The organism is Micromonospora sp. NPDC051006, from assembly GCF_044456245.1.
In the GTDB taxonomy this organism is placed as follows: Bacteria; Actinomycetota; Actinomycetes; order Mycobacteriales; family Micromonosporaceae; genus Micromonospora.
Map to the genome: position 1 here is coordinate 34,219 of NZ_JBITFP010000024.1, position 21,323 is coordinate 55,541.

General features: G+C 72.5%; 24 protein-coding genes. 8 read left to right on the forward strand and 16 right to left on the reverse strand.

The annotated features are described in order from the left end of the window. Positions 1 to 4: 4 nt before the first annotated feature. Genes ACIBBA_RS27485 through ACIBBA_RS27500 form a run of 4 tightly spaced genes read right to left on the reverse strand, consistent with a single transcriptional unit; the run spans position 5 to position 3,502 of the window. A complete protein-coding gene (locus tag ACIBBA_RS27485; RefSeq protein WP_396700872.1) occupies positions 5 to 628 on the reverse strand; it encodes a response regulator in 624 nt (207 codons plus the stop codon). Continuing rightward, positions 625 to 1,764 carry a sensor histidine kinase gene (locus ACIBBA_RS27490; protein ID WP_396700874.1) on the reverse strand — a complete coding sequence of 380 codons (1,140 nt, stop codon included), beginning with the start codon at positions 1,762 to 1,764 and terminating at the stop codon, positions 625 to 627. The genes ACIBBA_RS27485 and ACIBBA_RS27490 overlap by 4 nt, the downstream gene beginning before the upstream one ends. A 26-nt stretch (positions 1,765 to 1,790) precedes the next feature. Then, positions 1,791 to 2,600: an ABC transporter permease gene (locus tag ACIBBA_RS27495; protein ID WP_396700876.1), complete on the reverse strand. Its 810-nt coding sequence runs from the start codon at positions 2,598 to 2,600 to the stop codon at positions 1,791 to 1,793. 2 nt (positions 2,601 to 2,602) lie between these two features. Beyond that, positions 2,603 to 3,502, reverse strand: a complete 900-nt coding sequence (locus tag ACIBBA_RS27500; RefSeq protein ID WP_396700878.1) for an ABC transporter ATP-binding protein — start codon at positions 3,500 to 3,502, stop codon at positions 2,603 to 2,605. 175 nt (positions 3,503 to 3,677) lie between these two features. Here ACIBBA_RS27500 and ACIBBA_RS27505 point away from each other — a divergent pair, with 175 nt between their 5' ends. Next, on the forward strand, positions 3,678 to 4,532 hold the full coding sequence (locus tag ACIBBA_RS27505) for an alpha/beta hydrolase (RefSeq protein WP_396700880.1): 855 nt from the start codon (positions 3,678 to 3,680) through the stop codon (positions 4,530 to 4,532). Between the two features lie 83 nt (positions 4,533 to 4,615). Then, positions 4,616 to 5,758 carry a site-2 protease family protein gene (locus ACIBBA_RS27510; protein WP_396700882.1) on the forward strand — a complete coding sequence of 381 codons (1,143 nt, stop codon included), beginning with the start codon at positions 4,616 to 4,618 and terminating at the stop codon, positions 5,756 to 5,758. 176 nt (positions 5,759 to 5,934) lie between these two features. Here the strand turns inward: ACIBBA_RS27510 and ACIBBA_RS27515 are convergent, their stop codons facing one another. Further along, positions 5,935 to 7,212, reverse strand: a complete 1,278-nt coding sequence (locus ACIBBA_RS27515; protein ID WP_396700884.1) for an FAD-binding protein — start codon at positions 7,210 to 7,212, stop codon at positions 5,935 to 5,937. Positions 7,213 to 7,345: 133 nt separating this feature from the next. On the opposite strand from ACIBBA_RS27515, the gene ACIBBA_RS27520 reads away from it, so the two are divergent. After that, positions 7,346 to 7,747, forward strand: coding sequence for a hypothetical protein (locus ACIBBA_RS27520; RefSeq protein WP_396700886.1), 402 nt, complete (start codon positions 7,346 to 7,348; stop codon positions 7,745 to 7,747). 56 nt (positions 7,748 to 7,803) lie between these two features. Here ACIBBA_RS27520 and ACIBBA_RS27525 read toward each other — a convergent pair whose 3' ends face one another. Further along, a complete protein-coding gene (locus ACIBBA_RS27525) occupies positions 7,804 to 8,733 on the reverse strand; it encodes an LLM class F420-dependent oxidoreductase (protein WP_396700888.1) in 930 nt (309 codons plus the stop codon). 115 nt (positions 8,734 to 8,848) lie between these two features. Here ACIBBA_RS27525 and ACIBBA_RS27530 point away from each other — a divergent pair, with 115 nt between their 5' ends. Both ACIBBA_RS27530 and ACIBBA_RS27535 read left to right on the forward strand, forming a co-directional pair. Beyond that, the gene (locus tag ACIBBA_RS27530) at positions 8,849 to 9,166 is read left to right on the forward strand and encodes an ArsR/SmtB family transcription factor (RefSeq protein WP_396700890.1); all 318 of its coding nucleotides are present in this window, start codon (positions 8,849 to 8,851) and stop codon (positions 9,164 to 9,166) included. Next, positions 9,166 to 9,696 carry an SRPBCC family protein gene (locus ACIBBA_RS27535; protein ID WP_396700892.1) on the forward strand — a complete coding sequence of 177 codons (531 nt, stop codon included), beginning with the start codon at positions 9,166 to 9,168 and terminating at the stop codon, positions 9,694 to 9,696. Before ACIBBA_RS27530 ends, ACIBBA_RS27535 begins: the two co-directional genes overlap by 1 nt. 56 nt (positions 9,697 to 9,752) lie before the next feature. On the opposite strand, the gene ACIBBA_RS27540 is transcribed toward ACIBBA_RS27535, so the two are convergent. Then, complete coding sequence (locus ACIBBA_RS27540) at positions 9,753 to 10,790, reverse strand: hypothetical protein (protein WP_396700894.1); 1,038 nt, start codon at positions 10,788 to 10,790, stop codon at positions 9,753 to 9,755. Further along, positions 10,790 to 11,059: a hypothetical protein gene (locus ACIBBA_RS27545; protein ID WP_350874087.1), complete on the reverse strand. Its 270-nt coding sequence runs from the start codon at positions 11,057 to 11,059 to the stop codon at positions 10,790 to 10,792. The genes ACIBBA_RS27540 and ACIBBA_RS27545 overlap by 1 nt, the downstream gene beginning before the upstream one ends. Before the next feature lie 588 nt (positions 11,060 to 11,647). Between ACIBBA_RS27545 and ACIBBA_RS27550 the strand changes: the two genes are divergently transcribed. Both ACIBBA_RS27550 and ACIBBA_RS27555 read left to right on the forward strand, forming a co-directional pair. Continuing rightward, a complete protein-coding gene (locus tag ACIBBA_RS27550) occupies positions 11,648 to 12,700 on the forward strand; it encodes a hypothetical protein (protein WP_396700896.1) in 1,053 nt (350 codons plus the stop codon). A 54-nt stretch (positions 12,701 to 12,754) separates the two neighbouring features. Then, on the forward strand, positions 12,755 to 15,481 hold the full coding sequence (locus ACIBBA_RS27555; protein WP_396700898.1) for an SUMF1/EgtB/PvdO family nonheme iron enzyme: 2,727 nt from the start codon (positions 12,755 to 12,757) through the stop codon (positions 15,479 to 15,481). 40 nt (positions 15,482 to 15,521) lie between these two features. Here the strand turns inward: ACIBBA_RS27555 and ACIBBA_RS27560 are convergent, their stop codons facing one another. Genes ACIBBA_RS27560 through ACIBBA_RS27570 form a run of 3 tightly spaced genes read right to left on the reverse strand, consistent with a single transcriptional unit; the run spans position 15,522 to position 16,914 of the window. Beyond that, positions 15,522 to 15,887 carry a hypothetical protein gene (locus tag ACIBBA_RS27560; RefSeq protein WP_396700900.1) on the reverse strand — a complete coding sequence of 122 codons (366 nt, stop codon included), beginning with the start codon at positions 15,885 to 15,887 and terminating at the stop codon, positions 15,522 to 15,524. 15 nt (positions 15,888 to 15,902) lie between these two features. Continuing rightward, positions 15,903 to 16,316: a class I SAM-dependent methyltransferase gene (locus ACIBBA_RS27565; RefSeq protein WP_396700902.1), complete on the reverse strand. Its 414-nt coding sequence runs from the start codon at positions 16,314 to 16,316 to the stop codon at positions 15,903 to 15,905. Next, positions 16,258 to 16,914 carry a DJ-1/PfpI family protein gene (locus tag ACIBBA_RS27570; protein WP_396700904.1) on the reverse strand — a complete coding sequence of 219 codons (657 nt, stop codon included), beginning with the start codon at positions 16,912 to 16,914 and terminating at the stop codon, positions 16,258 to 16,260. The genes ACIBBA_RS27565 and ACIBBA_RS27570 overlap by 59 nt, the downstream gene beginning before the upstream one ends. 52 nt (positions 16,915 to 16,966) lie before the next feature. On the opposite strand from ACIBBA_RS27570, the gene ACIBBA_RS27575 reads away from it, so the two are divergent. After that, on the forward strand, positions 16,967 to 17,926 hold the full coding sequence (locus ACIBBA_RS27575; protein ID WP_396700906.1) for a GlxA family transcriptional regulator: 960 nt from the start codon (positions 16,967 to 16,969) through the stop codon (positions 17,924 to 17,926). A 12-nt stretch (positions 17,927 to 17,938) separates the two neighbouring features. Here the strand turns inward: ACIBBA_RS27575 and ACIBBA_RS27580 are convergent, their stop codons facing one another. From ACIBBA_RS27580 to ACIBBA_RS27600, 5 genes are all read right to left on the reverse strand, one after another. Further along, positions 17,939 to 18,319, reverse strand: coding sequence for a VOC family protein (locus ACIBBA_RS27580; RefSeq protein ID WP_396701057.1), 381 nt, complete (start codon positions 18,317 to 18,319; stop codon positions 17,939 to 17,941). 65 nt (positions 18,320 to 18,384) lie between these two features. Further along, a complete protein-coding gene (locus ACIBBA_RS27585; RefSeq protein WP_396700908.1) occupies positions 18,385 to 18,942 on the reverse strand; it encodes a DUF3592 domain-containing protein in 558 nt (185 codons plus the stop codon). Between the two features lie 63 nt (positions 18,943 to 19,005). Continuing rightward, entirely contained in the window at positions 19,006 to 19,809 is an 804-nt protein-coding gene (locus ACIBBA_RS27590; RefSeq protein ID WP_396700910.1) for a DUF4253 domain-containing protein, read from the reverse strand. Positions 19,810 to 19,972: 163 nt separating this feature from the next. Continuing rightward, positions 19,973 to 20,464, reverse strand: coding sequence for a hypothetical protein (locus ACIBBA_RS27595; protein WP_396701059.1), 492 nt, complete (start codon positions 20,462 to 20,464; stop codon positions 19,973 to 19,975). 80 nt (positions 20,465 to 20,544) lie between these two features. Further along, on the reverse strand, positions 20,545 to 21,297 hold the full coding sequence (locus tag ACIBBA_RS27600) for a hypothetical protein (RefSeq protein WP_396700912.1): 753 nt from the start codon (positions 21,295 to 21,297) through the stop codon (positions 20,545 to 20,547). Between the last annotated feature and the right edge of the window lie 26 nt (positions 21,298 to 21,323).

The following is a 21,323-nucleotide window of genomic DNA, read 5'->3' on the forward strand; positions in this document are numbered from 1 at the left end:
GGTTTCACTCGCCGAGCAGCCAGCCGTTCTGCTCGGCGATCCGAACGGCTGCGGCCCGGTTGCGCGCGCCGGTCTTGCCGATCGCCGCGGAGAGGTGGTTGCGCACCGTCCCCTCGGACAGGTGCAGCGTCGCGGCCAGGTCGGAGACGGTCCCGCCGCCCCGGGCCGCCCGCAGCACCTCGGTCTCCCGCTCGGTCAACGGGCTGGCCCCGGTGGCGAGCGTCTCCGCCGCCAGCGTCGGGTCGACCACCCGCAGGCCCGCGTGCACCCGCCGGACCGCCTCGGCCAGCTGCCGGGCCGGGGTGTCCTTCACCACGAAGCCGCTGGCGCCGGCCTCCATCGCCCGCCGCAGATAACCCGGCCGGCCGAAGGTGGTCACCACCAGCACCCGGCAGGACGGCAGCGCGGCCCGTAGCGCGGTGGCCGCGGCGATCCCGTCCATGCCAGGCATCTCCACGTCGAGCAACGCGACGTCCGGGCTGGTCCGTCGGGCCTCCGGCACCACCTCGTCGCCCCGCCCGACCTCGGCCACCACCGTCAGGTCCGGCTCGAGCGAGAGCAGCGCGGCCAGCGCACCCCGGACCAGCGCCTGGTCGTCGGCGAGCAGCAGCCGGATCGGGGCGCTCACCGGGCACCCGCCGGCAGCCCGACCCGGAGCAGGAACCCGGGGCCGTCCGGGCGGCGGCCCACCGTCACCGTCGCGTCCAGCCGCGCCGCCCGCTCACGCAGACCGACCAGCCCGTGCCCGGTGGCCACCGCGTCCGGCATGGACGGTCCGCGACCGTCGTCGCTGATCTCCACCTGGTCCGGCCGGACCCGGATCGTGCAGCACCGCGCCCCACTGTGCCGGACCACGTTCGTCACCCCTTCCCGCACCGCCCAACCGAACAGCTGGTCGCGCTCCGCCGGCAGCTCCGGCAGCTCGGTCGGCAGCTGCGCCGCGATGCCCGCGGCGGTCAGCGCCGCGCGGGCGCCGGCCAGCTCCTCGGCCAAGCGCACCCCCCGGTACGCCCCGACCGTCTGCCGCACGTCGGCGAGGGCCGCCCGGGCGAGCCGCTCCACGTCGGCGATCTCGCTCGCCGCCCGGGCCGGGTCCACCTCGATCAACCGGCCGGCCAGCTCGGCCTTGATCGCCACCACGGTGAGCGAGTGGCCCAGGATGTCGTGCAGGTCCCGCGCGGTACGGGCGCGCTCCTCGGTGACGGCGAGCCGGCCAATCTGCTGCTGTGCCGCCTGGAGTTCGCTGTTGCGCTGCGCCAGCCGGGCGAACCCGAACATCGCGAACGAGGCGAGCAGGACGGCGAAGGTGATGGTGCTCTCCGCCTCCCAACCCGGCACCAGCCCGGCCGCGACCAGCGGGGTGACGGCGGCGGCCGCCACGACGGCGAGCGCCCAGCCGCCCGGCAGCAGCAGCACGGCCGCCGCGGCGACGAAGACCAGGGTGGTCAACCAGTCCCCGTCGGTGCCGGGGATCCCGGCCACACCGAGCGCCAGCAGCGCCAGCAGCGCGGCGACCGCCCGGCCGCGCGGGATCGGCCGGCCGGCCTGCCGCAGCCCCCGCACCCACTGGAAGAGCAGCACGTACGCGATGCCGAAGGCGACCACCGTGCCGACCCCGACCACCCGGCGCCACGGTTCGGGCTGACGCAGCGCGGTGGCCACCGGCACGTTGAGGAAGAAGAGCCAGACCGCGGCGAGCAGCCAGCCGGTGACCCGCCATCGGCGGCTCACCGGCCGGGGCTGACCCGGCATGACGACGTCCATCGGGTCCACGCTAGCTGTCGGCCCGCTCAGACCCGCGCGGTGTCCCGGCGGAACAGCCGGGCGGCGCCGACCGTGAAGACCGCCGTCCAGGCGAGCAGGTTGACCAGCGCGCCGAGGCTCACCCCGTCGCCGGTCAGCGGGGCGCGGGCCACCTCGCCGAGGCCGTAGACCGGCGTGTACCGGGCCACCTCGGCGAGCACCTCGGGCAGCACCTCGACCGGGACGAAGAGCCCGCCGAACATGGCCAGCACGGCAAGGATCGGCCCGATGAACTGCATGACGTTCTCGGCCGGCACCAGGTAGCCGATGAAGAGACCGAAGGCGGCGAAGACCAGCGAGCCCAGCCAGGCCCCGAGGCCGGAGAGCAGCCAGACGTGGGCGGGCAGCCGTACGCCGGCGGCGGCGCCCACCGCGAACTCGACGCAGACGGCGAGCAGGCCGAGGGCCATCGCGGTGGCGACCTTGGTGGCCACGTACGCGGTGGGGCGCAGCGGGGTGAGCCGCAGCTGCCGGCTCCAGCCCAGCGCCCGCTCGGTGGCCACCGCGGCGCCCGCGCTGGTGGTGGCCACCATGGCCGCGTAGACGGCCAGGCTGACCATGACGTACGCGATCACCGGCCGGCCGTTGTCCAGATCCTGGCCGCGCTGGGGCAGGCCGAAGATGAGGAAGAAGACCGCCGGCATGAGCAGGGTGAACGCGAGGGTGCGCCGGTTGCGCAGCACCCGGCGCAGCTCGATGCCGAGCACGGCCGGGGAGAACCCGCCCAGGGCGGGCGGTCGGCGGGTGGCGGCGTCGGAGCGGTCGGTGGTGGCGGTCGCCGGCAGGGTGGTGGTCATCGTCAGGCTCCGGGGTGGTCGGTGGTGAGGGCGAGGAAGGCGTCCTCGAGGTTGCGGGAGGTGATCTCCACGTCCCGGGCCGTGGTCCGGGTGAGCAGGTGCCGGGCGACCCGGTCGGAGTCGCCGGTGTGCAGCAGCACGCTGTCGCCCCGGACCTCGACCCCGTCGACGCCGGGGAGCGCGGCGAGCGCGGCCTGGTCGGCGTCGGGCAGAGTGGCCCGGACCAGTCGGCCGGCGGCCAGGTTCTTGATCTCGGCGGTGGTGCCGTCGGCGACGACGCGCCCCTGCCGGACCAGCACGATCCGGTCGGCGTACGCGTCGGCCTCGTCGAGGTAGTGGGTGGCGAAGATGACCGTCCGCCCGGCCCGGGCGTCGCGCCGCAGGGCCTGCCAGAACTCGCGGCGGCCCTCGACGTCCATCCCGGTGGTCGGCTCGTCGAGCACCATCAGGTCCGGGTCGGGCAGCAGGGCCAGCGCGAAGCGCAGCCGCTGCTGCTGGCCGCCGGAGCAGCGGCCCACCACCCGGTCGGCGATGTCGGCGATCCCGGCCCGCTCCAGCACCTCCTGCGCCGGGCGGGTACGCCGGTAGAAGTTGGCGGTCATCCGGACCGTCTCGCCGACGGTCAGGTCCTTGAGCAGCCCGCCGGTCTGCAACACAGCGGCCACCCGGCCGTGCGCGATCGCGTCGACCGGGGGGCCGCCGAGGATCCGCACCCGGCCCGCGTCCGGGCGGGCCAGGCCGAGCAGCATGTCGATGGTGGTGGTCTTGCCGGCGCCGTTCGGGCCGAGGAAGGCGACCACCTCGCCGGGCTCCACCCGCAGGCTCAGCCCGTCGACCGCGGTGACCGCGCCGAAGGTCTTGGTGAGGCCGCTCAGCTCTACGGCCGGATGCGTACTGGTCATGACAGCCATGCTCCGGCGCGCCCGGTTCCGGGTCCCGGAGCGCGCGTCACCTTCCGGGCATGACATTTGTCAGGAGCCGGTTCTCCCCGTCACGGGCCGGGCCGGCAGGATTCCCGCCCCGCCAGCCGGGTAACCGCCGGTTCCGCGCACCGCGACACCTGGGGAGGGGACGCTGATGGGCAGCGCGCCGCTGGGAGATGTGGACACCGTCGTACTGGTCCACGGGCTGTGGATGACCCGGCACAGCTGGGAACGATGGGCCGACCGGTACGCCGAGCGCGGCCTGCGGGTGCTCACCCCCGCCTGGCCCGGGATGGAGGGTGAGGTCCAGCAGTTGCGCGACGACCCCACCCCGATCGCCCAGCAGCGGATGGCCGACATCGTGGATCACTACCAGCGGATCATCGCCGAGCTTCCCCGCCCGCCGATCATCATGGGGCACTCGTTCGGCGGGCTCTTCACCCAGGTCCTGGTCGACCGGGGCCTGGGCGCGGCCGCGGTGGCCATCCACCCGGCACCGATCAAGGGAGTGCTCAAGTTGCCGCTGAGCACCCTGCGCTCGGGCTTCTCCATCCTGCGCAGCCCGGCCAACCGGCACCGGGCCGTCCCGTTCACCCAGGACGACTTCCACTACGCGTTCGGCAACACGATGAGCCGGGCGGACTCCGACCGGGCCTGGGAGCGTTACGCCGTTCCCGGCGCCGGGCGGGTGCTCTTCGAGGGCGCCTTCGCCAACCTCGACCCGAACAGCACCGCCGAGGTCGACACCCGCCGGGACGACCGGCCACCGCTGCTGCTGATCGCCGGCGGAGCCGACCACGTGGTCCCGCCCGGCGTGGTACGCAGCAACGCCGCGCTCTACACGAAGTCCCGGGCGCTGACCGCGTTCCACGGCTTTCCCGGGCGATCGCACTTCACCGTCGGACAGGACGGCTGGGAGGAGGTCGCCGACTTCGCCCTCGACTGGGCGCTGCGCGCGGCCGCCCTGCCCCGCCAGGCCACCATCACGTCCGAAACCCCCCGACCCTGACCGAGGGTCGACGGCTCGACCAACCGCAACCGGTCACCGCCGCCGCTGGGCATAGCGGCACGCTTCGGGGGTATCACGGGAAGATGAGGGCGAGCTTCCGACTTGGCCGGATCGCGGGCGTACCCGTCGGGGTCAACTGGAGCGTCCTGGTCATCTTCGCGTTGATCGCCTGGGGGCTGGCGGCCAACCAGTTCCCCCGTTCCTATCCGGACCGCCCGGTGGTCCTCTACGTGCTGGCCGGGCTGGCCGCCGCGGTCGTCTTCTTCGTCGGCCTGCTGGCCCACGAGGTCTCGCACGCGGTGGTGGCCAAGCGCGAGGGGCTGGAGGTCGGCGGCATCACGCTCTGGCTCTTCGGCGGGGTGGCCGAGCTGCGGGGTGAGGCGAAGAGTCCCGGCGCGGAGCTGCGCATCGCCGGCGTGGGGCCGCTGGTGAGCCTCTGCATCGGGCTCTTCTTCGGCGCGTTCGCCATCATCTTCGCCCTGGTCGGGCCGGGCGGCCTGCTGCTCGGCGCGTTCGCCTGGCTGGCCGGCATCAACATCCTGCTGGCGGTCTTCAACGTGCTGCCGGCCGCCCCGCTGGACGGTGGGCGGCTGCTGCGCGCGGCGGTCTGGAAGTGGACCGGCGACCGGACCAAGGCCTCGGTGGTGGCCGCCCGGGCCGGTTGGGTGCTCGGCGCGCTGCTGATCGGCCTCGGCCTCTGGCAGTTCCTCTCCGGTGTCGGGTTCGGCGGGCTCTGGCTGGCCCTGATCGGCTGGTTCCTGATCGGCGCCGCCGGAATGGAGGAGCGGCAGGCCCGGATGGGCAGCGCGCTGCGCGGCATCCGGGTCACCGACGTGATGACCCCACAGCCGCAGACCGCGTCGCCGGAGATGACCGTCGCCGACTTCGTCGACCACTACCTCTTCGCGTACCGGCACTCGGCGCTGCCGCTGACCGAGAACGGGCGGCCGATCGGCCTGGTCACCCTCGACCGGGTGCGCGGCATCCCGGCGGACCAGCGGGCGACCACGACGCTGGCCGAGGTGGCCTGCCGGCCCGAGGAGCTGGCCCTGGCCGAGCCGGAGGAACCGCTGAACCACCTGCTCCCCCGGCTCAGCGAGTGCGCCGACGGGCGGGCGCTGGTGGTGAGCGACGGCCGACTGGTCGGCATCGTCTCCCCGAGCGACATCAGCCGCGCCGTACAACGCGGCACCGTCCGCGACCAACTAACCCCCACCCCCCGCTAACCCGCCCCGCCCCGCCCCGTGCCCCCGCGCCCCCGCCTCCGTCGATCAAGGAGTTGTGGTGCCGGTTCCACGCCGAATGCGCCTTTTGTCAGGCACCACAACTGCATGATCCACCGGCGGCGGGGGTGAGGTCGCGGGGGCGCGGGAGGTGCGGGAGGCGCGGGAGGGCCGGGGGGTTAGCGGGGGAAGTGGTGGTCGAGGAGGTCGGTGCGGAAGGTGCCCGTCGGGTCGAGGCGGGTCAGCAGGGCGGCGAAGTCGGCGTGGCGGGGGTAGGTCGCGGCCACCTCGGCCGGGGCGATCCCGAAGACCTTGCCCCAGTGCGGGCGCGGCCCGAACGGCGCCAGCCGCTCCTCCACGGCGGCCAGCACGGGCAGCACGGCGTCGGCGTCGTCGATCCAGGTGAAGTGGATCGCGAGGCTGTCCCGGCCGTGGTTCGGGCTGAGCCAGAGCTGGTCGGCCGCCACGGTACGCAGCTCGCAGATCTGCAGCACCGGGGCGATCAGGTGCGCCACCGGGTCCAGCGCGGCGAGCGCCTCGGCCGCCACCGCCCGCGGCACGTGGTACTCCGACTGCAGCTCGTCGCCGCTGCTCGGGGTGAAGCCGAGCCGGAAGTGCGGCAGCCGCTCGTGCCACGGCCCCGACGCGCCGAGCTGCGGGGTGCAGTTCTCCGCCGGCATGCCGGGCACCGGGTGTCGGGGGGTGTCGGCCGCCGTCGTACCGAGCCAGCCGGGCGGCGGCGCGGGCTGCTCGACCCGCTGCTTGCGCCACACCTGGCCGATGCGCGGCGAGCGCCAGTCGGTGAAGAGGCTGACGCTGTACGCCGAGCCGAGCGCGGCTGCCACCTCGGCGCGGGGCAGGTCGAGCTGGACGTACTGGCGGACGTCGAAGGCCGGCAGAACGTCGAGGGTGACCCGGGTGACCACGCCCAGCGCGCCGAGCGAGACCACCATCCCGGCGAAGGTGTCTCCGTCGGTCTCGCGGTCCACCCGGAGCAGCTCGCCGTCGGCGGTGACCAGCTCCAGCGCGGCGACGGCGGTGGCCAGGTTGCCGTTGGCCACGCCGGAGCCGTGGGTGCCGGTGGCGATCGCCCCGGCGACCGAGATGTGCGGCAGCGAGGCCAGGTTGGCCAGGGCGTAACTCTCGGCATGCAGCCGGGTGGCCACGTCGCCGTAGCGCAGGCCCGCCGCGACGGTGACCGTACGCCGGTCCCGGTCGATGGTGATCTCCGGCGGCAGCCCGGCGAGGGTGACCAGGTCGCCTCGGCTGTCCCCGAGCCGGTTGAAGGAGTGCCCGCTGCCGACGGCCCGGATCCGTTCGCTGCCGGCGACCAGCCGGCGCAGCTCGTCCACCGTCGTCGGGCGGTGGAAGCGGCGGGCGGCGTACCGGACGTTCCCGGCCCAGTTCTGTCGGGGCACATCCGCGGGCCCGCTCCCGGCGGCTTCCGGCTCGGCCATCTGGCGCTGTCCCACGTCCCTGCCCCCCCACTCCTGACCGTGGCCGCGGTGGCACCCGCGCCGACGCCCCGACGCGGCGGGCCCGGTCGACCGGACACGGTTGCCAGCGGCGTCGGAGGGAAACCCTACGCCCATGAGCAGCTACCGAGATCCCGCACCACGTGGCGACGTCTTCCCCTCGGAAGAGGAGATCGATCCGACCGGCACCGGCGTGCAACCGGCCAGCGGGCCGGCCGGGGCGTACCCGGACGCGTCGTCGCCCGGCCCCCGGCCCACCCCGGCGCCGCCGCCGGCGCCGCGACCGGTGCCGACGCCGGCCCCGCCACCGCGGGCGGCCGGACCGGGCGGGCGCTCGATCGTCACCCGGCACCTGGACGGGTCGGTCGAGGTGGTCACCGACCTCGACGGCGACGGCGTGGCCGACGTGGTGCAGGTCGACCTGACCGGCGACGGGGTGCCGGACGTCACCTACGTCGACCGGGACCGCGACGGCCGGCTGGACACGGTGCTGCGCGACCCCGGGCCGGCCCGCTGACGGGTGGGTCGCTGACGGGTCGGCCCGCTGACGCCTCGTCCCGCTGACGGGTCGGGTCAGAGCTTCGGCATCACCTCGGCCGCGACCAGCTCGATGTGGTCGAGGTCGGCCAGGTCGAGCACCTGGAGGTAGAGCCGCTGGCTGCCGATCGCCGCGTACCGGCCGATCTTGTCGACGATCTCGGCGGGCGTGCCGGCGAGGCCGTTCTCCCGCAGCTCGTCCGGTTCCCGGCCGATCGCCGCGGCCCGGCGGGCCACCTCGGCGTCGTCTCGCCCGCAGCAGAGCACCAGGGCGTTGGACCAGTGCAGCTGGGCCGGGTCGCGGCCGATCTCGGCGCAGGCCTCGCGTACGCGGTCGAACTGCGCCACCGAGTCCTCGACCGAGGCGAACGGGAGGTTGAACTCGTCGGCGTACCGGGCGGCGAGCCGGGGGGTGCGCTTCGGGCCCATGCCGCCGAGCAGGATCGGCGGGCGCGGGTCCTGCACCGGCTTGGGCAGCGCCGGCGAGTCGGTCACCGGGTAGTACCGGCCGGCGTGGTCGAAGGTCTCGCCCCGGGGCGTCGCCCAGAGCCCGGTGATGACGGCGAGCTGCTCCTCCAGCCGGTCGAAGCGCTCCGCCAGCGACGGGAACGGGATGCCGTACGCGGTGTGCTCCTCGGCGTACCAGCCGGTGCCGATGCCCAGCTCCACCCGGCCGCCACTCATCTGGTCGACCTGGGCCACGGTGATCGCCAGCGGCCCGGGCAGCCGGAAGGTGGCGGCGGTCATCAGCGTGCCGAGCCGGATCCGGCTGGTGTCCCGGGCCAGGCCGGCGAGGGTGGTCCACGCGTCGGTGGGGCCGGGGTCGCCGCTCACCGCGCCCATCTTCAGGTAGTGGTCGGAGCGGAAGAACGCGCCGTAGCCGGCGTCCTCCGTGCAGCGGGCGACGGCGAGCAACTCGTCGTAGCTGGCGCCCTGCTGGGGTTCGGTGAAGATCCGCAGTTCCATGCTCCGAGCATAGGAAGCCGCCACGGGCCCCGCCCGGGGACCGGCCCGACCGCCGGCGGAGGGTCGGGGAGCTATACATACCTTGACAGGCATATGCCGGTGGCAGCATATTGTGGTGGTGCCCGCAGTCGACGCCTTCACCGTCCTCGCCGAGCCCACCCGGCGCCGGATCCTCGACCAGCTCCGGCTCGGCGAGAGCTCCGTCGGCGAGCTGGTCGGTGCCCTGCGGGTCAGCCAACCGGCGGTCTCCAAGCACCTGCGGGTGCTCCGCGACGCCGGCTTCGTCACCTGCCGCACAGCCGCCCAGCAGCGCATCTACCGCATCGACGTGGCCCCGTTGCAGGCCGTCGACGGCTGGCTCGACCCCTACCGGCGGCTCTGGGCGCGACACCTGGACGCCCTGGAACGGCACCTCGACAGTCAGGAGCAGTGATGGACCGCGACTCGTTCCGCCCCAGCCCGCCCGGCGAGCTGGGCTGTGAGACCACCGGCGGGGGCGCCACCCTGGTCCTCGTCCGCGACCTGCGCCACCCGCCGGCCACCGTCTGGGCGGCGCTGACCGATCCGGCCCGGCTCGCCGAGTGGGCGCCGTTCCTCGCCGACCGCGACCTCGGCACGCCCGGCGCCGCCGTGCTCACCATGGTCGACGGCGCAACCCGCGAGGAGCACCCGGCGGTGGTAGGCCGGGCCGAGCCGCCGCACCTGCTCGAGTACACCTGGGGCGACGACCTGCTGCGCTGGGAGCTGGCAGCGACCGACACCGGCACCCGGCTCACGCTTCGGCACACCGTGGCCGATCGCGCCATCGTGCCGATGGTCGCCGCCGGCTGGCACCTCTGCCTCGACGTGGCCGGGCAGCTGCTCGACGGCGACCCGGTCGGCCCGATCCGGGGCGCGGAGGCGAAGGACTTCGGCTGGGCCGAGCTGCGCGACGCGTACGCCGAACAGCTCGACCTGGGCTGAGCCGCGCCGGGCTCGCCGGCCGGCCCGGCGCCTCGACGGCACTGGGCCGGCGGCGGTCAGACGTACGGGCGTTTTGCGTACGCGGACCGCAGCGCGGCCAGCCCGGCGGCCTTGGGCGACAGCGTCCCCCAGCCGGAGTTGAAGTAGTTGGTGCGCACGATCCGCGGCCCTCGCTCGGCGTTGAGCTGGGCGATCGCCGCCGGGACGGTGGCGATCCAGGCGGCCTGGTCGGGCACCTCGGCCACCCGCACCCCCCACTCGGCGATGATCACCGGGCGGGACAGCGCGACCGGGCCGAGGTCGGCCACCGCCCAGTCCTTGGTGCGCCGGAACCGGGACAGCGCGGTGTGGCTGGCGCTGGTGGCGTAGGCGTTCCACTGCAGGAAGTCGAGCTTCGCCATCAGCGCCTCCGGGTGGGTGCGCTGGAAGCAGGCCCGGTCGAACCCGCCCAGCCCCACCGAGAAGGTGGTCCCGGCCGGCAGCGACCGCGCCCGGAACCAGTTCACGATGTAGGTCATCGCCTGCACCGCCCGGGCGTCCGACTCCGCCCAGGTGTACGCCTTGCCCGCCTCGCTGGTGCCGAACTCGTGGTCGGTGTCCAGCTCCGAGGCGAGCTGGATGTTCACCCCGAAGCCGAGGGTGCGGTACTGCGACAGGGCCCGGGCGAAGAGCCCGTCGCACTGCCCGGCGATGACCTGGCCGTAGCCGTACGCCTTGGGCCAGGTCGTCCCGGGTCGCTGCTGGATGGTCATCGCGGGCTCCGGGACGGTGTACGACGTGCCGTCCACGGTGAAGGTCTGCGGCCCGGCGTTGGGCGCCCCGTAGTGCTTCAGCTCCAGCACCATGTTCATCTTCACCCCGGCCTTGCCGAGGGTGGTCAGCCAGGTTCGCTGGTAGCCGGGAAAGGTGTAGCCGTCGGCGAAGCTCCGGTACTGGGTGAGGGAACGAAAGTTCCCGCCGGCCATGTCCGCCGTCGGGTCGGCCCCTCCGGAGAGGTAGTAGCCGCCGAGCACCGGCTGGGCGATGGCGTAGTCGGCGGTGGCGGTGGCGGTGCGCCCGCCGGAGTCGCGCACCGTGACGGTGACCCGGGGCATCACGCCACCGCCCGGTAGACGGCCACCGAGCCGCTGTCCGACAGCCGGGTCCAGGTGCGACCGGAGTCGTCGGTGACGGTGACGGTGAGCGGGTCGATCACCGCGGCGACGCGGACCGGAGCGCTGCTGTTGCCCTGCGCGTCGGTGACCACGATCGTGACGGTCAACGGCTTCGTGTCGGCGTCGGAGTAGGTCACCGTCAGGGTCATCTGGTCCCCCGGTGAGTACGTCGACGCGTTGAGGGATGCGGTCGCGCTGGGAGCGGCCATGTCGGCCCCTCCTCTCTTGTTCGGTCGCCGGGGCGCACGGCGCGAAGCCGACGCCGGTCCGGTCGGGTGTCGGGATGCGGGGAGCCGGGACCGTCGGGGGCGCGTCGGCGCGCTGCCGGCCGGCGGCGGCGTCGGCTACCGGGAGGTGGGATGACGTCCTTGTCGCCGATGAGATCGGCACCGCTCCGGGCGCCCGGGACGGTGCGGGCCGCGGCCACGACCGAGCGGGTACGCGGTCGGAATCGGCGCTGCTACGCCGGGTCCGCCGCGAGCGGCCGGACGGGCTCGGGATGGCGGCGTCGGCGGCGACCATGCTGTCCCCGCCGGGCCGGAGGAGTGGGATGTGGCCCGCCATCCGTCAGCCTCTTCACCTGCTACAACAGTGCGACGCCGGAGGCCCGGACGTCTTGTCCGCTATCGGACAGTGGTCCCGGCTTGCGAAGAACATCGGCATGTGTCTGGCCGGTAGTCGCTGCCCGCCCGCCCACCGTCGCGGGCCTCCGCCGGCAGGGTGGTGACTGGCATCATGGGATCGACCCCGACGGCCGGCGACGTCAACAAGTCCCGAGTGGACGGTGTGGAGGTCCGATGCCCCCGACGGTTGCGATAGTCGGCAGCGCCGCCCCCGGCCGCAGCTACGATCCGCCCCTGCGCGACGCGGCCACGGCGTCGGCAGCGGCGGAGGAGCTGGGCCGGGAACTGGCCGCCCAGCACTGCCGGATCGTGGTCTTCTCCGGCGACGAGCAGTTCATCGAGTCGGCCGTGGTGCGCGGCTATGCCGCGATCGCCGACGCCGAATCCGGCTCGATCCAGGTCCGCGGCCCCTACGAGGACACCCGCGCCGGGTTCGCCGAGGTGGCCCGCCGGCCGGAGCTGTTCCACGTGCTGCCCGACGACTCGACCGACTGGGAGGTCAGCTTCTACCGCTCACTGCTCGCGGTGGACGCCGTCCTGCTCGTCGGCGGCGGCCGGTCCACCTTCATCGCCGGGCTCATCGCGCTCTCCCGCCGTGTGCCGCTGGTCCCGATCGCCGCGTTTGGCGGCGGGGCGGAGAAGGCCTGGCAGCGGCTGCGCGGCGAGCCGGACCAAGCCACCGAGGACGAGCTTGCGGCCACCGCCGCCGAGTGGCGGCCCGGCTTGGCCCGGACGGTGGTCGCCGCGCTGGTCGAGCAGCACCGCCGACACGAGCAGGAACTGGAGCGGCTGCGCCGGGAGTCCGCGCTGGAGGCCCGCCGGGGCACCCGCAGCCTACTGGTCGGGCTGGTGCTGCTGCTCGCGGCGCTCGCGGCGATCCCCCTGTCGTACGCCTGGCAGCCGGCGAGTTGGGGTGCGCTGACCGTCCTCGCGGCCGCCCCGGTGCTCGCCGCGATGTGCGGCGCGATCATGCGCAGCGCCTCCGACGGATCCGGTAACCGGCTGCGCGCCGCGGTGCTCGGTGCCTGCGCCGGCGCGGTCGCGTTCCTGCTCTTCGTGGCCGCCCAGTTGGCCACCAATCCGGAAGTGCTCTCCGGCGGTGGCGCCAAACGGCTCGTCTTCTTCGTCCTGGCCATCGGCTTCATCGCCGGGTTCGGCTTCGATGCGGTGTACACCAAGCTGCGCGCCACCGACGTGACCGTCACGTCTGCGGTCGAAGTGCGGTAGGTCGGGTGGCGCCGCTTCCGACCATCACGGGTTCTCGGGCCAGGGGGTGAGACCTTGTCGAAGATCTTCGTAAGCCACGTGAGCGAGGACAGGGCGACCGTGCACGGCCTCAGCGGCCAACTACGCGACTGGGGCTTCAATCCGTTCGTCTACTACGAGGCGGACGGTGGCGTCCTCGGGGGCGCACAGTGGGAGCAGACGGTGCTGGAGGCGATCCGCTCCAGCTCTGCCGTACTGCTGTGCGTGTCGCCCGAGGTCAGGAACAGTCTCTGGTGCTTCGCGGAGATCATGATCGCCCGCTACGAAGGCAAGCCGGTCATCCCGGTGATTCTGCGCGGCGATTCCAGCAACCTGTGGGCGGTCCTCCGGACGAACATCCAGTACGTCGACCTGAGTCAGGACCCGGCGAAGGGTTGGGACCGGCTGCGCAGCGCCCTGGGGCGCCTGGTGTCCGCATCGGCAGAGGCGACGAGCCGCGCCGGCATGCGGCCGCCGTACCGGGGGCTGGCCTCGTTGGCGGAGGAGGACTCGATTTTCTTCTTCGGTCGGACGCAGGATCTGAGCGCCGCGCTGGCCAGATTGCAGCGTAACCAGCTGACCAGCGGGCACCGCAGGCTCGTGCTCGTCGGGCCGTCGGGAGTGGGCAAGTCCTCGTTCGTACGTGCGGCCGTCACTCCCGCGCTGCGTCACGGCGGCGTGCCCGGGTCCGAGGACTGGAAGTACCTCTCGGTTCGGCCCGCGCCGGATCCGTTTCGCCGACTCGCCGAGCAACTGCGCCGCATCACACCCGACCTCGGTGGCGTCCGGGAAATCTTGGCCAGCCTGACGGCCGACGACGCCGGGTTGAGCATGACGCTGTCCGACGCGATGGCGGTGGCGGGCGCCGATGCCATGTGTCTATTCCTCGATCAGCTCGAGGAACTGGTATCTCAGGTTCCACCCGAGGTGTCCCGCCGCTTCCTGTCGGCCTTGCGGCAGGCGGCTCATGATCTTGGCCGGGACCGCCTCGTCCTGGTGGCGACGCTGCGGGTCGACTACCTCGAGGGCCTGCTCACCGCATACGGCGACGACGCCACCTGGCTACTCCAGGAGCCGACCCTTCTCGGCCCCCTCGCGCGCACCGAACTCGAGCAGGTCATCCGCAAGCCGGCGGAGGTCGCAGGCTTGGCCGTGGAGGCCGAGATGGTGCAGCGACTGCTGGCCGACTCGACGCAGATCGCCGATCCACTTCCGCTGACTTCGTACGTGCTGCGCACGATGTACGACGGCCTCGCCGGCCGTAACCGATTCACGCTCGCCGACTACCAGGCCACCGGGGGCCTTGAGGGGGCTCTGGCTCAGCACGCCGAGGCCATTGTCTCGGCGTTTCCCGCCGAGCGGCAGGCGCAGACGATCGACGCCATCGCCCGAAACCTGGCGACGATATCGGCGAAGGGGGTCCCGGCGAGACGACGTGCACGCCGCGACGAGTTCGACGGCGAGATGCAGTCGACCATCGAGCAGATGGTCGAGTCACGCCTTCTCTTCGCGTCAGTGGACGACGCGGGCCACGCTACCGTCGAGGTGGCGCACGAGGCGCTCTTCCGATATTGGCCACGACTTGCCTCAGCCATCGAGCTACTCAACGCCGATCCGCTCTACGCACGCAAGCTCATGCAATCGGCCACCGAATCGTGGCGGCGCAGCGGCGACCTCCCGCGGCAGTCCGAGTTCGCGCTGATGGTCGAGAACCTGGAGTGGTCGGACTTCACTGACGACACCCTCGAGGTCACGGTCGCCTACATCTGCGCGACCCAGGAACGGCTCGACTGGTTGAGTGATTTCGCCCGCGCGCATCCGCAGCGGGTAGCCGAGGCGGTGGCCGCGGTGCTCCGCCGCGGCCTGGGCCTGGTGACGTACGGGCTCCTGACTCCGACGGTTAAGGCGGTCCTTGCCAGCGTCGTGGACTTCGATGAGGTCGCCCGACAGCGCGCGGACGAGCCGGTGGAGGCCATACGCCGGTCGGCGCGCCGCCACCTGGCAGCCCGATCGGCATCTCCCTCGGTCGACCAGGATGGGCAGTTCGTCGACCTACCGGCGACCGAACTGCTCGCGGGCACGCGCGGAAGCAGCGAGCGGGTGGAGGTCTGGGCGGTCAGAATGAGCCGCTTCACGGTGACTAACCTGGAGTACGCCCGCTTTGTGGCTGCCTCCGGATACGACGCCCCCCGTCACTGGCTGGCCTCCCGGGACCCGGTCGACGCTGTCTCCTCGATCGCGGATCTCCCGGTCGTGTTCGTTAACTACTTCGACGCGCTCGCGTACTGCGAGTACCTGTCCGCGCAGCGTCAGGAGACTGTCCGGCTTCCCGCCGAGATCGAATGGGAGTACGCCTTCCGCTTTCCCGATCATCCACTCACCGATTTCCCATGGGGCGACGACTTCAGTTCGGTGCGTTGCAACACCAGCGAAAGCGGGATCGGGGTACCCACTCCCGTCGGCCTCTTCTCCCCTCACGGCGGGGACTCACCCGCCGGCCTGGCCGACATGACCGGCAACGTCTGGGAATGGACGCTGTCGCCGGGCCGGCTGGCCAAGGGAGAGCTGGTCCACTATCCGACCGGGTTCGACGGCTTCGACCCGAGCGCAGCGCACGAATTCCTGCCACGGGTCCAGCGCGGCGGGACATTCCTGGCGGGGCACGAGGACGCGATCAGGACCTCCCGGCTGATCAACCTCCCCGACCTCCGGCTGCAGGACTTCGGCTTCCGAGTCTGCATCGACCCAGCCGGAGGCGCCTGATACAGCCGCAGCGCCGACAGGACCTGAAACCCGGGTCCGGTCACACCGGCGCTACACCAGAGACCGCCCAGGCGCGGGCGGTGAGCCGGATCGAACCGTCGGGTTCGACCGGCAGCCGGGCGGCGAGCAGGTCGCGCAGCCGGTTGCGCTGCGGCTCGGGCAGCGACCTGACGTAGCCCGGGATCGTGCCCTGCCCGCCGAGGAACGGGGTCCAGTAGTCGTCGAAGCCGGCGAAGACGGTCGGCACCTCGATGGCCTGCGTCGTCACGGCCCGCAGCCCGGCGTCGGCCCAGAGCCCGCGCAGGGCCTCCGGGTCGCAGACCCCGCGACGGCGGCCCTCGTCCCGCTCGGCCGCCGACGGGTCGAGCGTGGCGGCGGCGTCCCAGAAGTGACGCATCATCGCCATGCCTTCGGCGTAGTCCTAGACGTACGCGGCGGCCACCCCGCCGGGCGCGAGCACCCGGGCGATCTCGGCCACCGCCCGCGTCGGCTCGGGCACGAAGTTGAGCATCAGCCCGCTGACCACGACGTCGACGTCGCCGTCCGACACCGGCAGGGACCGGGCGTCACCGATGAGGAACTCGGCGCGCCCGTCCTCGATCAGCGCCCGGGCACGGACCACGAACCCCGCTGACGGGTCGACGCCGGTCACCCCGCTCGGGTCGGCCATCGCCAGCACCGTCGACGTGAGCGCGCCGGTCCCGCAGCCGACGTCCAGCCAGCGCCGGCCGGGCGGCTGGTCCAGCCAGCTCAGGAACTCCATCGCGACGCGACGGCTACACCGCCCGACGTACGCCTCGTACGCCACACCGTCCACCCAGACCGGGCCCGTCATGGGGGCACGATACGCGCCCTCGCGCGTGGAAGACGCGGGCCGTTCGCGCGTACCCGATGACGTCGGCGACCCGGTCCGCGGTGGCCGAGCCCAGCTCCCGATCGGTGATCCAGAGGCCCAGATCCAGCCCGGCGCTCAGGGCGCCCGCGGTGATCCGGTCACCGTCGTCGACGACCCGTTCGGCGACGACCTCCACCCCGTAGGCCCGCAGCTCCTCGTACGCGTTCTGATTGGTGGTGGCCTGCCGGTCGGCCAGCAGACCGGCAGCCGCCAGCAGCAGGCCGCCGGTGCACACCGAGGCCACCCAACGGGTCGACGGCGCCAGCGCGGCCAGCCGGGCCGGCAGAACGCCGAGTTGCGCCTGAGCCCAGGCACCCGCCGGGGCGCGGTTCAACCAGCCACCGCCGGGCACGACCAGACCGTCGGGCTGGCCCAACACCGTCGGTACGTCGAGCCTGACACCACGCATGCTGGTCACCGGGCCAGGTCGCTCCACAGCGACCAGCTCGACGCTGAACCCGGCCATGGACAACACCTCGAACGGCCCGAACACGTCCAGTTCGTCGACGCCGTCGAACACCACGATCTCGATTCGCACCCGGCCAGCATCCCGTCGGGGCATCGTGGGCACCAGTGGCATGCTTGCCATCATGCGTAAGGAAACTGCCACGCATCGGGTGGCCGTACTCGCACTGCCGTCCACGGTGGCGTTCGACCTCACGATCGCGACTCATGTGTTCGGCCATGACGGCCAGGGCCGATACGCGCTCACCATCTGTTCGCTGGAGAGCGGCGCGGTCTCCACCACCACTGCGGGCCTCGGCCTGACCGTCGAGTGCGGCCTCGACGCGCTCGCCGACGCCGACACCGTCGTCGTGCCCGGGTTCGCCCGCGGGCGGGCGCCGGTGCAGGCCCTCGCCGCCCTGGCCCTCGCGTACCGTCGCGGCGCGCGGATCGCGTCGATCTGCACCGGCGCGTTCGCCCTGGCCCAGGCCGGCCTGCTCGACGGCCGACGCGCCACGACCCACTGGCTGCACGCCGACGCGCTCGCCCGCGAGCACCCCCAGGTCACGGTCGACGCGAACGCCCTGTACATCGACGAAGGCCAGGTGCTGACCAGCGCCGGGCTCGCCGCCGGCCTCGACCTCTGCCTCTATCTGGTCGGCCGCGACCACGGCCAGTCCGCGGCCATCCACCGCGCCCGCCGCATGGTCACGCCTCTGCACCGGGCCGGTGGCCAGGCACAGTTCATTCCGTCGAGCGCCGCGGTCGAAGCCGTGGAACTGGCCGACGTCACCGCCTGGGCGACTGCCAACCTGCACCTGCCCATCACCGTCAGCGACCTTGCCCGCAGAGGCACGCAGTCCACCCGCAGCCTGCACCGCGCCTTCCAGGCCCGATTCGGCCTGAGCCCGCGAGCCTGGCTCGTCCAGCAACGGCTGCGCGCCGCCTGCACGCTGTTGGAGGACGGCGACCTGAGCGTCGACGAGGTGGCTCGACGCACCGGCCTGGGCACCGCCACCAACCTGCGGACACATTTCCGCCGGGCATTCGCCGCGACCCCCACGGCCTACCGGCGAGCCTTCACCCCCGGACACCCGGACCGCTGACGGTTCCTGTGGTCAGAGGCGTTGGACGATCTGGATCGGGTTCCCGTCCGGGTCGGCGGTCCAGGCGATCAGCAGGCGACCGAGCCACTCGTGGGGTGACGCCAGGGCCGGAGCCCCCATCGCGATGAGTTCCGTGTACGCGGTGGCCGTGTCGTCGGTCCAGAGGATGACGGCCGCCCGCTGTCCCGTGGGCACCGGATCCAGCCCGTGATCGTCACGGGTGGATTCGACCGAGGCGACGCCGATCTTGTAGCCGTCGAGCACGAGGTCGACGTGAATGGGCTCGCCCTCGGTCGGCACCCGGAAGGTCTCGATGAACCCGAGCCGCGAGTAGAACGCGACGGCGCGAGGGACGTCCTCACTGAACAGGATGATCTGCGGAGTGCGAAACATCGACACGGCGGGAGGCTATCGCGGCGGGTGCGCGGCGGCGAGCCTTCAGCGTGGCAGGCGTACGTTCACCGTCGCCGGCCGCTCTTGTGCTTGGAGCGGCTCGTGAACCCGGCACCGCCCGCACCCGGGGTGGCAGAGCGCCGCGATGGCGTACGTCGAGGAAACCAGCGCCGGAACGGGATGCGCGACAGCAGCAGCGGCACCGCGCCGACCAGGATCGCGAACCCGGCCGCGCCCAGCAACCCCTGCATCCGGCCACGATGGCCGCTGAGCTGGTCGAAGTCGGTGACGAAGTCGGTCGGGTCGGCACGGTTCACCCAGATCGGCACCTCGTCACCGATCGACCGGCACACCTCGAAGCAGGCGACCTCCTGCTCGTACGTCCGGCCGGCCAGCTCGTACCGGAAATACATCGTGGTCGAGGTGCCACCACGCTTCGTCACCCGGTCGTAGATGGACGCCCGCGCGGGTGCACCGTTCGCCCGCAGTTCGGCCTTCCAGTCATCGAGCGCGTACTGGGTATGGGCCGGCAGCCAGAGCAGCGCACCGCCGACCACCACCAACAACGCGCAGCCGAGGGTCACCAGGGCCGGAGACCGTCGCATCATGATCAGGACTCGCACCCGGCCATCGTGCCGCCGCGACGCAACCCCGTTCCGCACGGCTCGGGCTGCCCGGCCGAACGCTCAGTCCCACCAGAACGACCAGTGGTCCGCCGGAGCCTGCCGCCGCGCCACGGTGTGCACATCGCCGAGGATCTGTTCCAGGTCGTCGCAGTAGGACCACTGCTCGATCGCGCAGGTCGCGGCGGCCAGCGGGTCGCGTGGCGGCCGGGTTACCGAGAGTTCCAGGCTGTCGAAGCCGGGGTGGTACAACTCCGCGCCCCAGGCGGTCTCCCAGTGCCGCAGCACGAACACGTGGTCGGCGTAGAGCAGCTCCGGGTGCGAGGGGCCGCCATTCCAGTTGTTCATGATCGCCATGAGTCCCGGCACCAGGGCGAGCACCTCGTGGCCCGCCGCCGCCGGCACGAGTAGCACGCTGTTCGGCGGATAGGACCGGGTGTGCCGCGCGATACCGGGCGGGGGCTCCCCCAGCGGGCCGACGCCGGCGGCGACCCGTGCCGGGTCGAAGGCGGCCCGATCCTCCTCCTGCCAGGCCGCGACCTGTGGGTCGGAGGGGTCGCCCGGGCAGGTGGTCCACTCCAGCTTGGACCCGACGACGAGCGCCATCCGCTCGGCCGGATCGATCTCTCGCAGGGTCGCCAGCCACGCCGGGCCCTGCTGCTCACGGCACCACTGGTAGGTGCCCTCCGCCGCCTCGTCGCCAGTCCAGCCCAGCACCGGCCAGAGCCCCGTGCGAGGCTGCTCGGCCCGCAGCGCGCACCAGACCCGATCGTGCTCGCCCGCCGGAAAGGTCCCGCTGATCAACGGCACGCCGGCCGCCGTCTCGGCACGCTCGATCCCGTCCAGCCGACTGAGCAAGGTCTCCACGATTTGATCATCACAGCCCGCGGGCGCGCCGGCCCACCGGTTTACCCGTCGCTGACCAAGGCCCGGGCCGATCACTGCCTTGCATGCTCTTCGTCGAACGATGCCGGCTTGTCAGCAGCTGCGCGCCGCCCTCAGTCCTCGCCGCCCTCAGTCCTCGTCGCCCTCAGTCCTCGTCGACCGCGAGTACGGCGACGACGACCCCATCACCCATTCCCACGACCAGCGCGTCGAAGGTGTGCTGGGTGACGGGATTCCAGGAGCCGAGAGTGGTGTTCGTCCACCATCTGGAGTCGTACCCGAGCAGCTTGCGGAGCCGCCCGAAGACGTCATGGGCCTTCTCGACCGGGTAGCGACCCGCGACGTGGTACGCCAAGGTCCGCGACGCCAGGCCGGCGAGCAACTCGACCGCGTCAGCAGCGTCGACCTGCCGCAGGAGTGAAGCGAGTTCGGCATCGTTCTGCGGTGCCTGCGGCGGATCTCCGAACCGGCTGACCCCGTCGATCACCGCGCAGTCGCGCAGGAACTCAAACACGCTGGTGAACACGACCTCGCGACCGGCGAACCAGGCCGATGCCCAGAGGTACTCGTTGCCGTACGGGCCGGGCAGGCCGGCCAGGAGCTGCCGGACCCGCGCCAGACGCTCGGACGCGTCCATCACCTACCCACCGTCACCAGTCATCCCTGGGATACCTGACCGCTGTCAACGGCCGTCGCACGCTGTTGAGCCTTGCCCGCCTACTCGGGCTCATCGCCATCAGCGAAGAAGTCGTTGCTGTCCGAGGCCATCAGCCATTCGCCGGGCAGCCGATCCCGTACGGCCTGCACGGCCGCCGGGGCCCGGCCATGGACCCACAGCCATGTTCCGCCGTCGTCTCGCAGCAGTACGTCTGCACCCGCGAACCAGCGCACCGGAGGCCCATCCATCCCTGCCCAGAACGGGAGGTCCGGCAACGGCAGACGCTCGAAGGTGGTGTCCAGGGCTGCGCTGGCTGTGCCGTCCAATTCCCGGTTGTCGACGTTGCCCTCATCGGCGGAGAACATCGCCTCCGACAGCACCATCTCGACCAGCGCAACCGACAGCCGATCCGAGTAGGGCACCCAGCCGTCGCCGGTCTCCATCACAACCGCTGGGTCGTCCTGGCCGACGGGCTCGGCCGCCACGCCCCACGACGCGCAATGCTGGGCCTCAACACGGAACACCAGAACGCCGTCGGCATCTCTGCGAAGCTGGTCGGGCATCACCAAGCGGTCCTGAGCGGCGGTCAGGTCCCGCCGGCGGCCGAACAACAGGTACGCCTCACGCAGTGCGGCTGGCAGGGCCATGCCCATCCGTTCCTCGGCCGCCTGCAGTTGCCTGGCCTCGACACCGTCACCCCTGATCACTGGACGGCCGAGCCTCGCGGTCAAGGCACGGACGAACTCCCATCCCCGGCGATGGTCCCACCCCTCGCTACGCAGCGCGTCCAGTGCGTCGAGACCAGCGAGCATGTCCCAAACTGTCTGGCTTCGTGCAG

Excerpts from the sequence above, each read along its gene's own strand:
- ACIBBA_RS27490 (WP_396700874.1), bottom strand. The coding sequence starts at position 1,764 with ATGGACGTCGTCATGCCGGGTCAGCCCCGGCCGGTGAGCCGCCGATGG.
- ACIBBA_RS27495 (WP_396700876.1), bottom strand. The coding sequence starts at position 2,600 with ATGACCACCACCCTGCCGGCGACCGCCACCACCGACCGCTCCGACGCC.
- ACIBBA_RS27500 (WP_396700878.1), bottom strand. The coding sequence starts at position 3,502 with ATGACCAGTACGCATCCGGCCGTAGAGCTGAGCGGCCTCACCAAGACC.
- ACIBBA_RS27505 (WP_396700880.1), top strand. The coding sequence starts at position 3,678 with ATGGGCAGCGCGCCGCTGGGAGATGTGGACACCGTCGTACTGGTCCAC.
- ACIBBA_RS27510 (WP_396700882.1), top strand. The coding sequence starts at position 4,616 with ATGAGGGCGAGCTTCCGACTTGGCCGGATCGCGGGCGTACCCGTCGGG.
- ACIBBA_RS27515 (WP_396700884.1), bottom strand. The coding sequence starts at position 7,212 with ATGGCCGAGCCGGAAGCCGCCGGGAGCGGGCCCGCGGATGTGCCCCGA.
- ACIBBA_RS27520 (WP_396700886.1), top strand. The coding sequence starts at position 7,346 with ATGAGCAGCTACCGAGATCCCGCACCACGTGGCGACGTCTTCCCCTCG.
- ACIBBA_RS27525 (WP_396700888.1), bottom strand. The coding sequence starts at position 8,733 with ATGGAACTGCGGATCTTCACCGAACCCCAGCAGGGCGCCAGCTACGAC.
- ACIBBA_RS27535 (WP_396700892.1), top strand. The coding sequence starts at position 9,166 with ATGGACCGCGACTCGTTCCGCCCCAGCCCGCCCGGCGAGCTGGGCTGT.
- ACIBBA_RS27540 (WP_396700894.1), bottom strand. The coding sequence starts at position 10,790 with ATGCCCCGGGTCACCGTCACGGTGCGCGACTCCGGCGGGCGCACCGCC.
- ACIBBA_RS27545 (WP_350874087.1), bottom strand. The coding sequence starts at position 11,059 with ATGGCCGCTCCCAGCGCGACCGCATCCCTCAACGCGTCGACGTACTCA.
- ACIBBA_RS27550 (WP_396700896.1), top strand. The coding sequence starts at position 11,648 with ATGCCCCCGACGGTTGCGATAGTCGGCAGCGCCGCCCCCGGCCGCAGC.
- ACIBBA_RS27560 (WP_396700900.1), bottom strand. The coding sequence starts at position 15,887 with ATGGCGATGATGCGTCACTTCTGGGACGCCGCCGCCACGCTCGACCCG.
- ACIBBA_RS27565 (WP_396700902.1), bottom strand. The coding sequence starts at position 16,316 with ATGACGGGCCCGGTCTGGGTGGACGGTGTGGCGTACGAGGCGTACGTC.
- ACIBBA_RS27575 (WP_396700906.1), top strand. The coding sequence starts at position 16,967 with ATGCGTAAGGAAACTGCCACGCATCGGGTGGCCGTACTCGCACTGCCG.
- ACIBBA_RS27580 (WP_396701057.1), bottom strand. The coding sequence starts at position 18,319 with ATGTTTCGCACTCCGCAGATCATCCTGTTCAGTGAGGACGTCCCTCGC.
- ACIBBA_RS27595 (WP_396701059.1), bottom strand. The coding sequence starts at position 20,464 with ATGGACGCGTCCGAGCGTCTGGCGCGGGTCCGGCAGCTCCTGGCCGGC.
- ACIBBA_RS27600 (WP_396700912.1), bottom strand. The coding sequence starts at position 21,297 with ATGCTCGCTGGTCTCGACGCACTGGACGCGCTGCGTAGCGAGGGGTGG.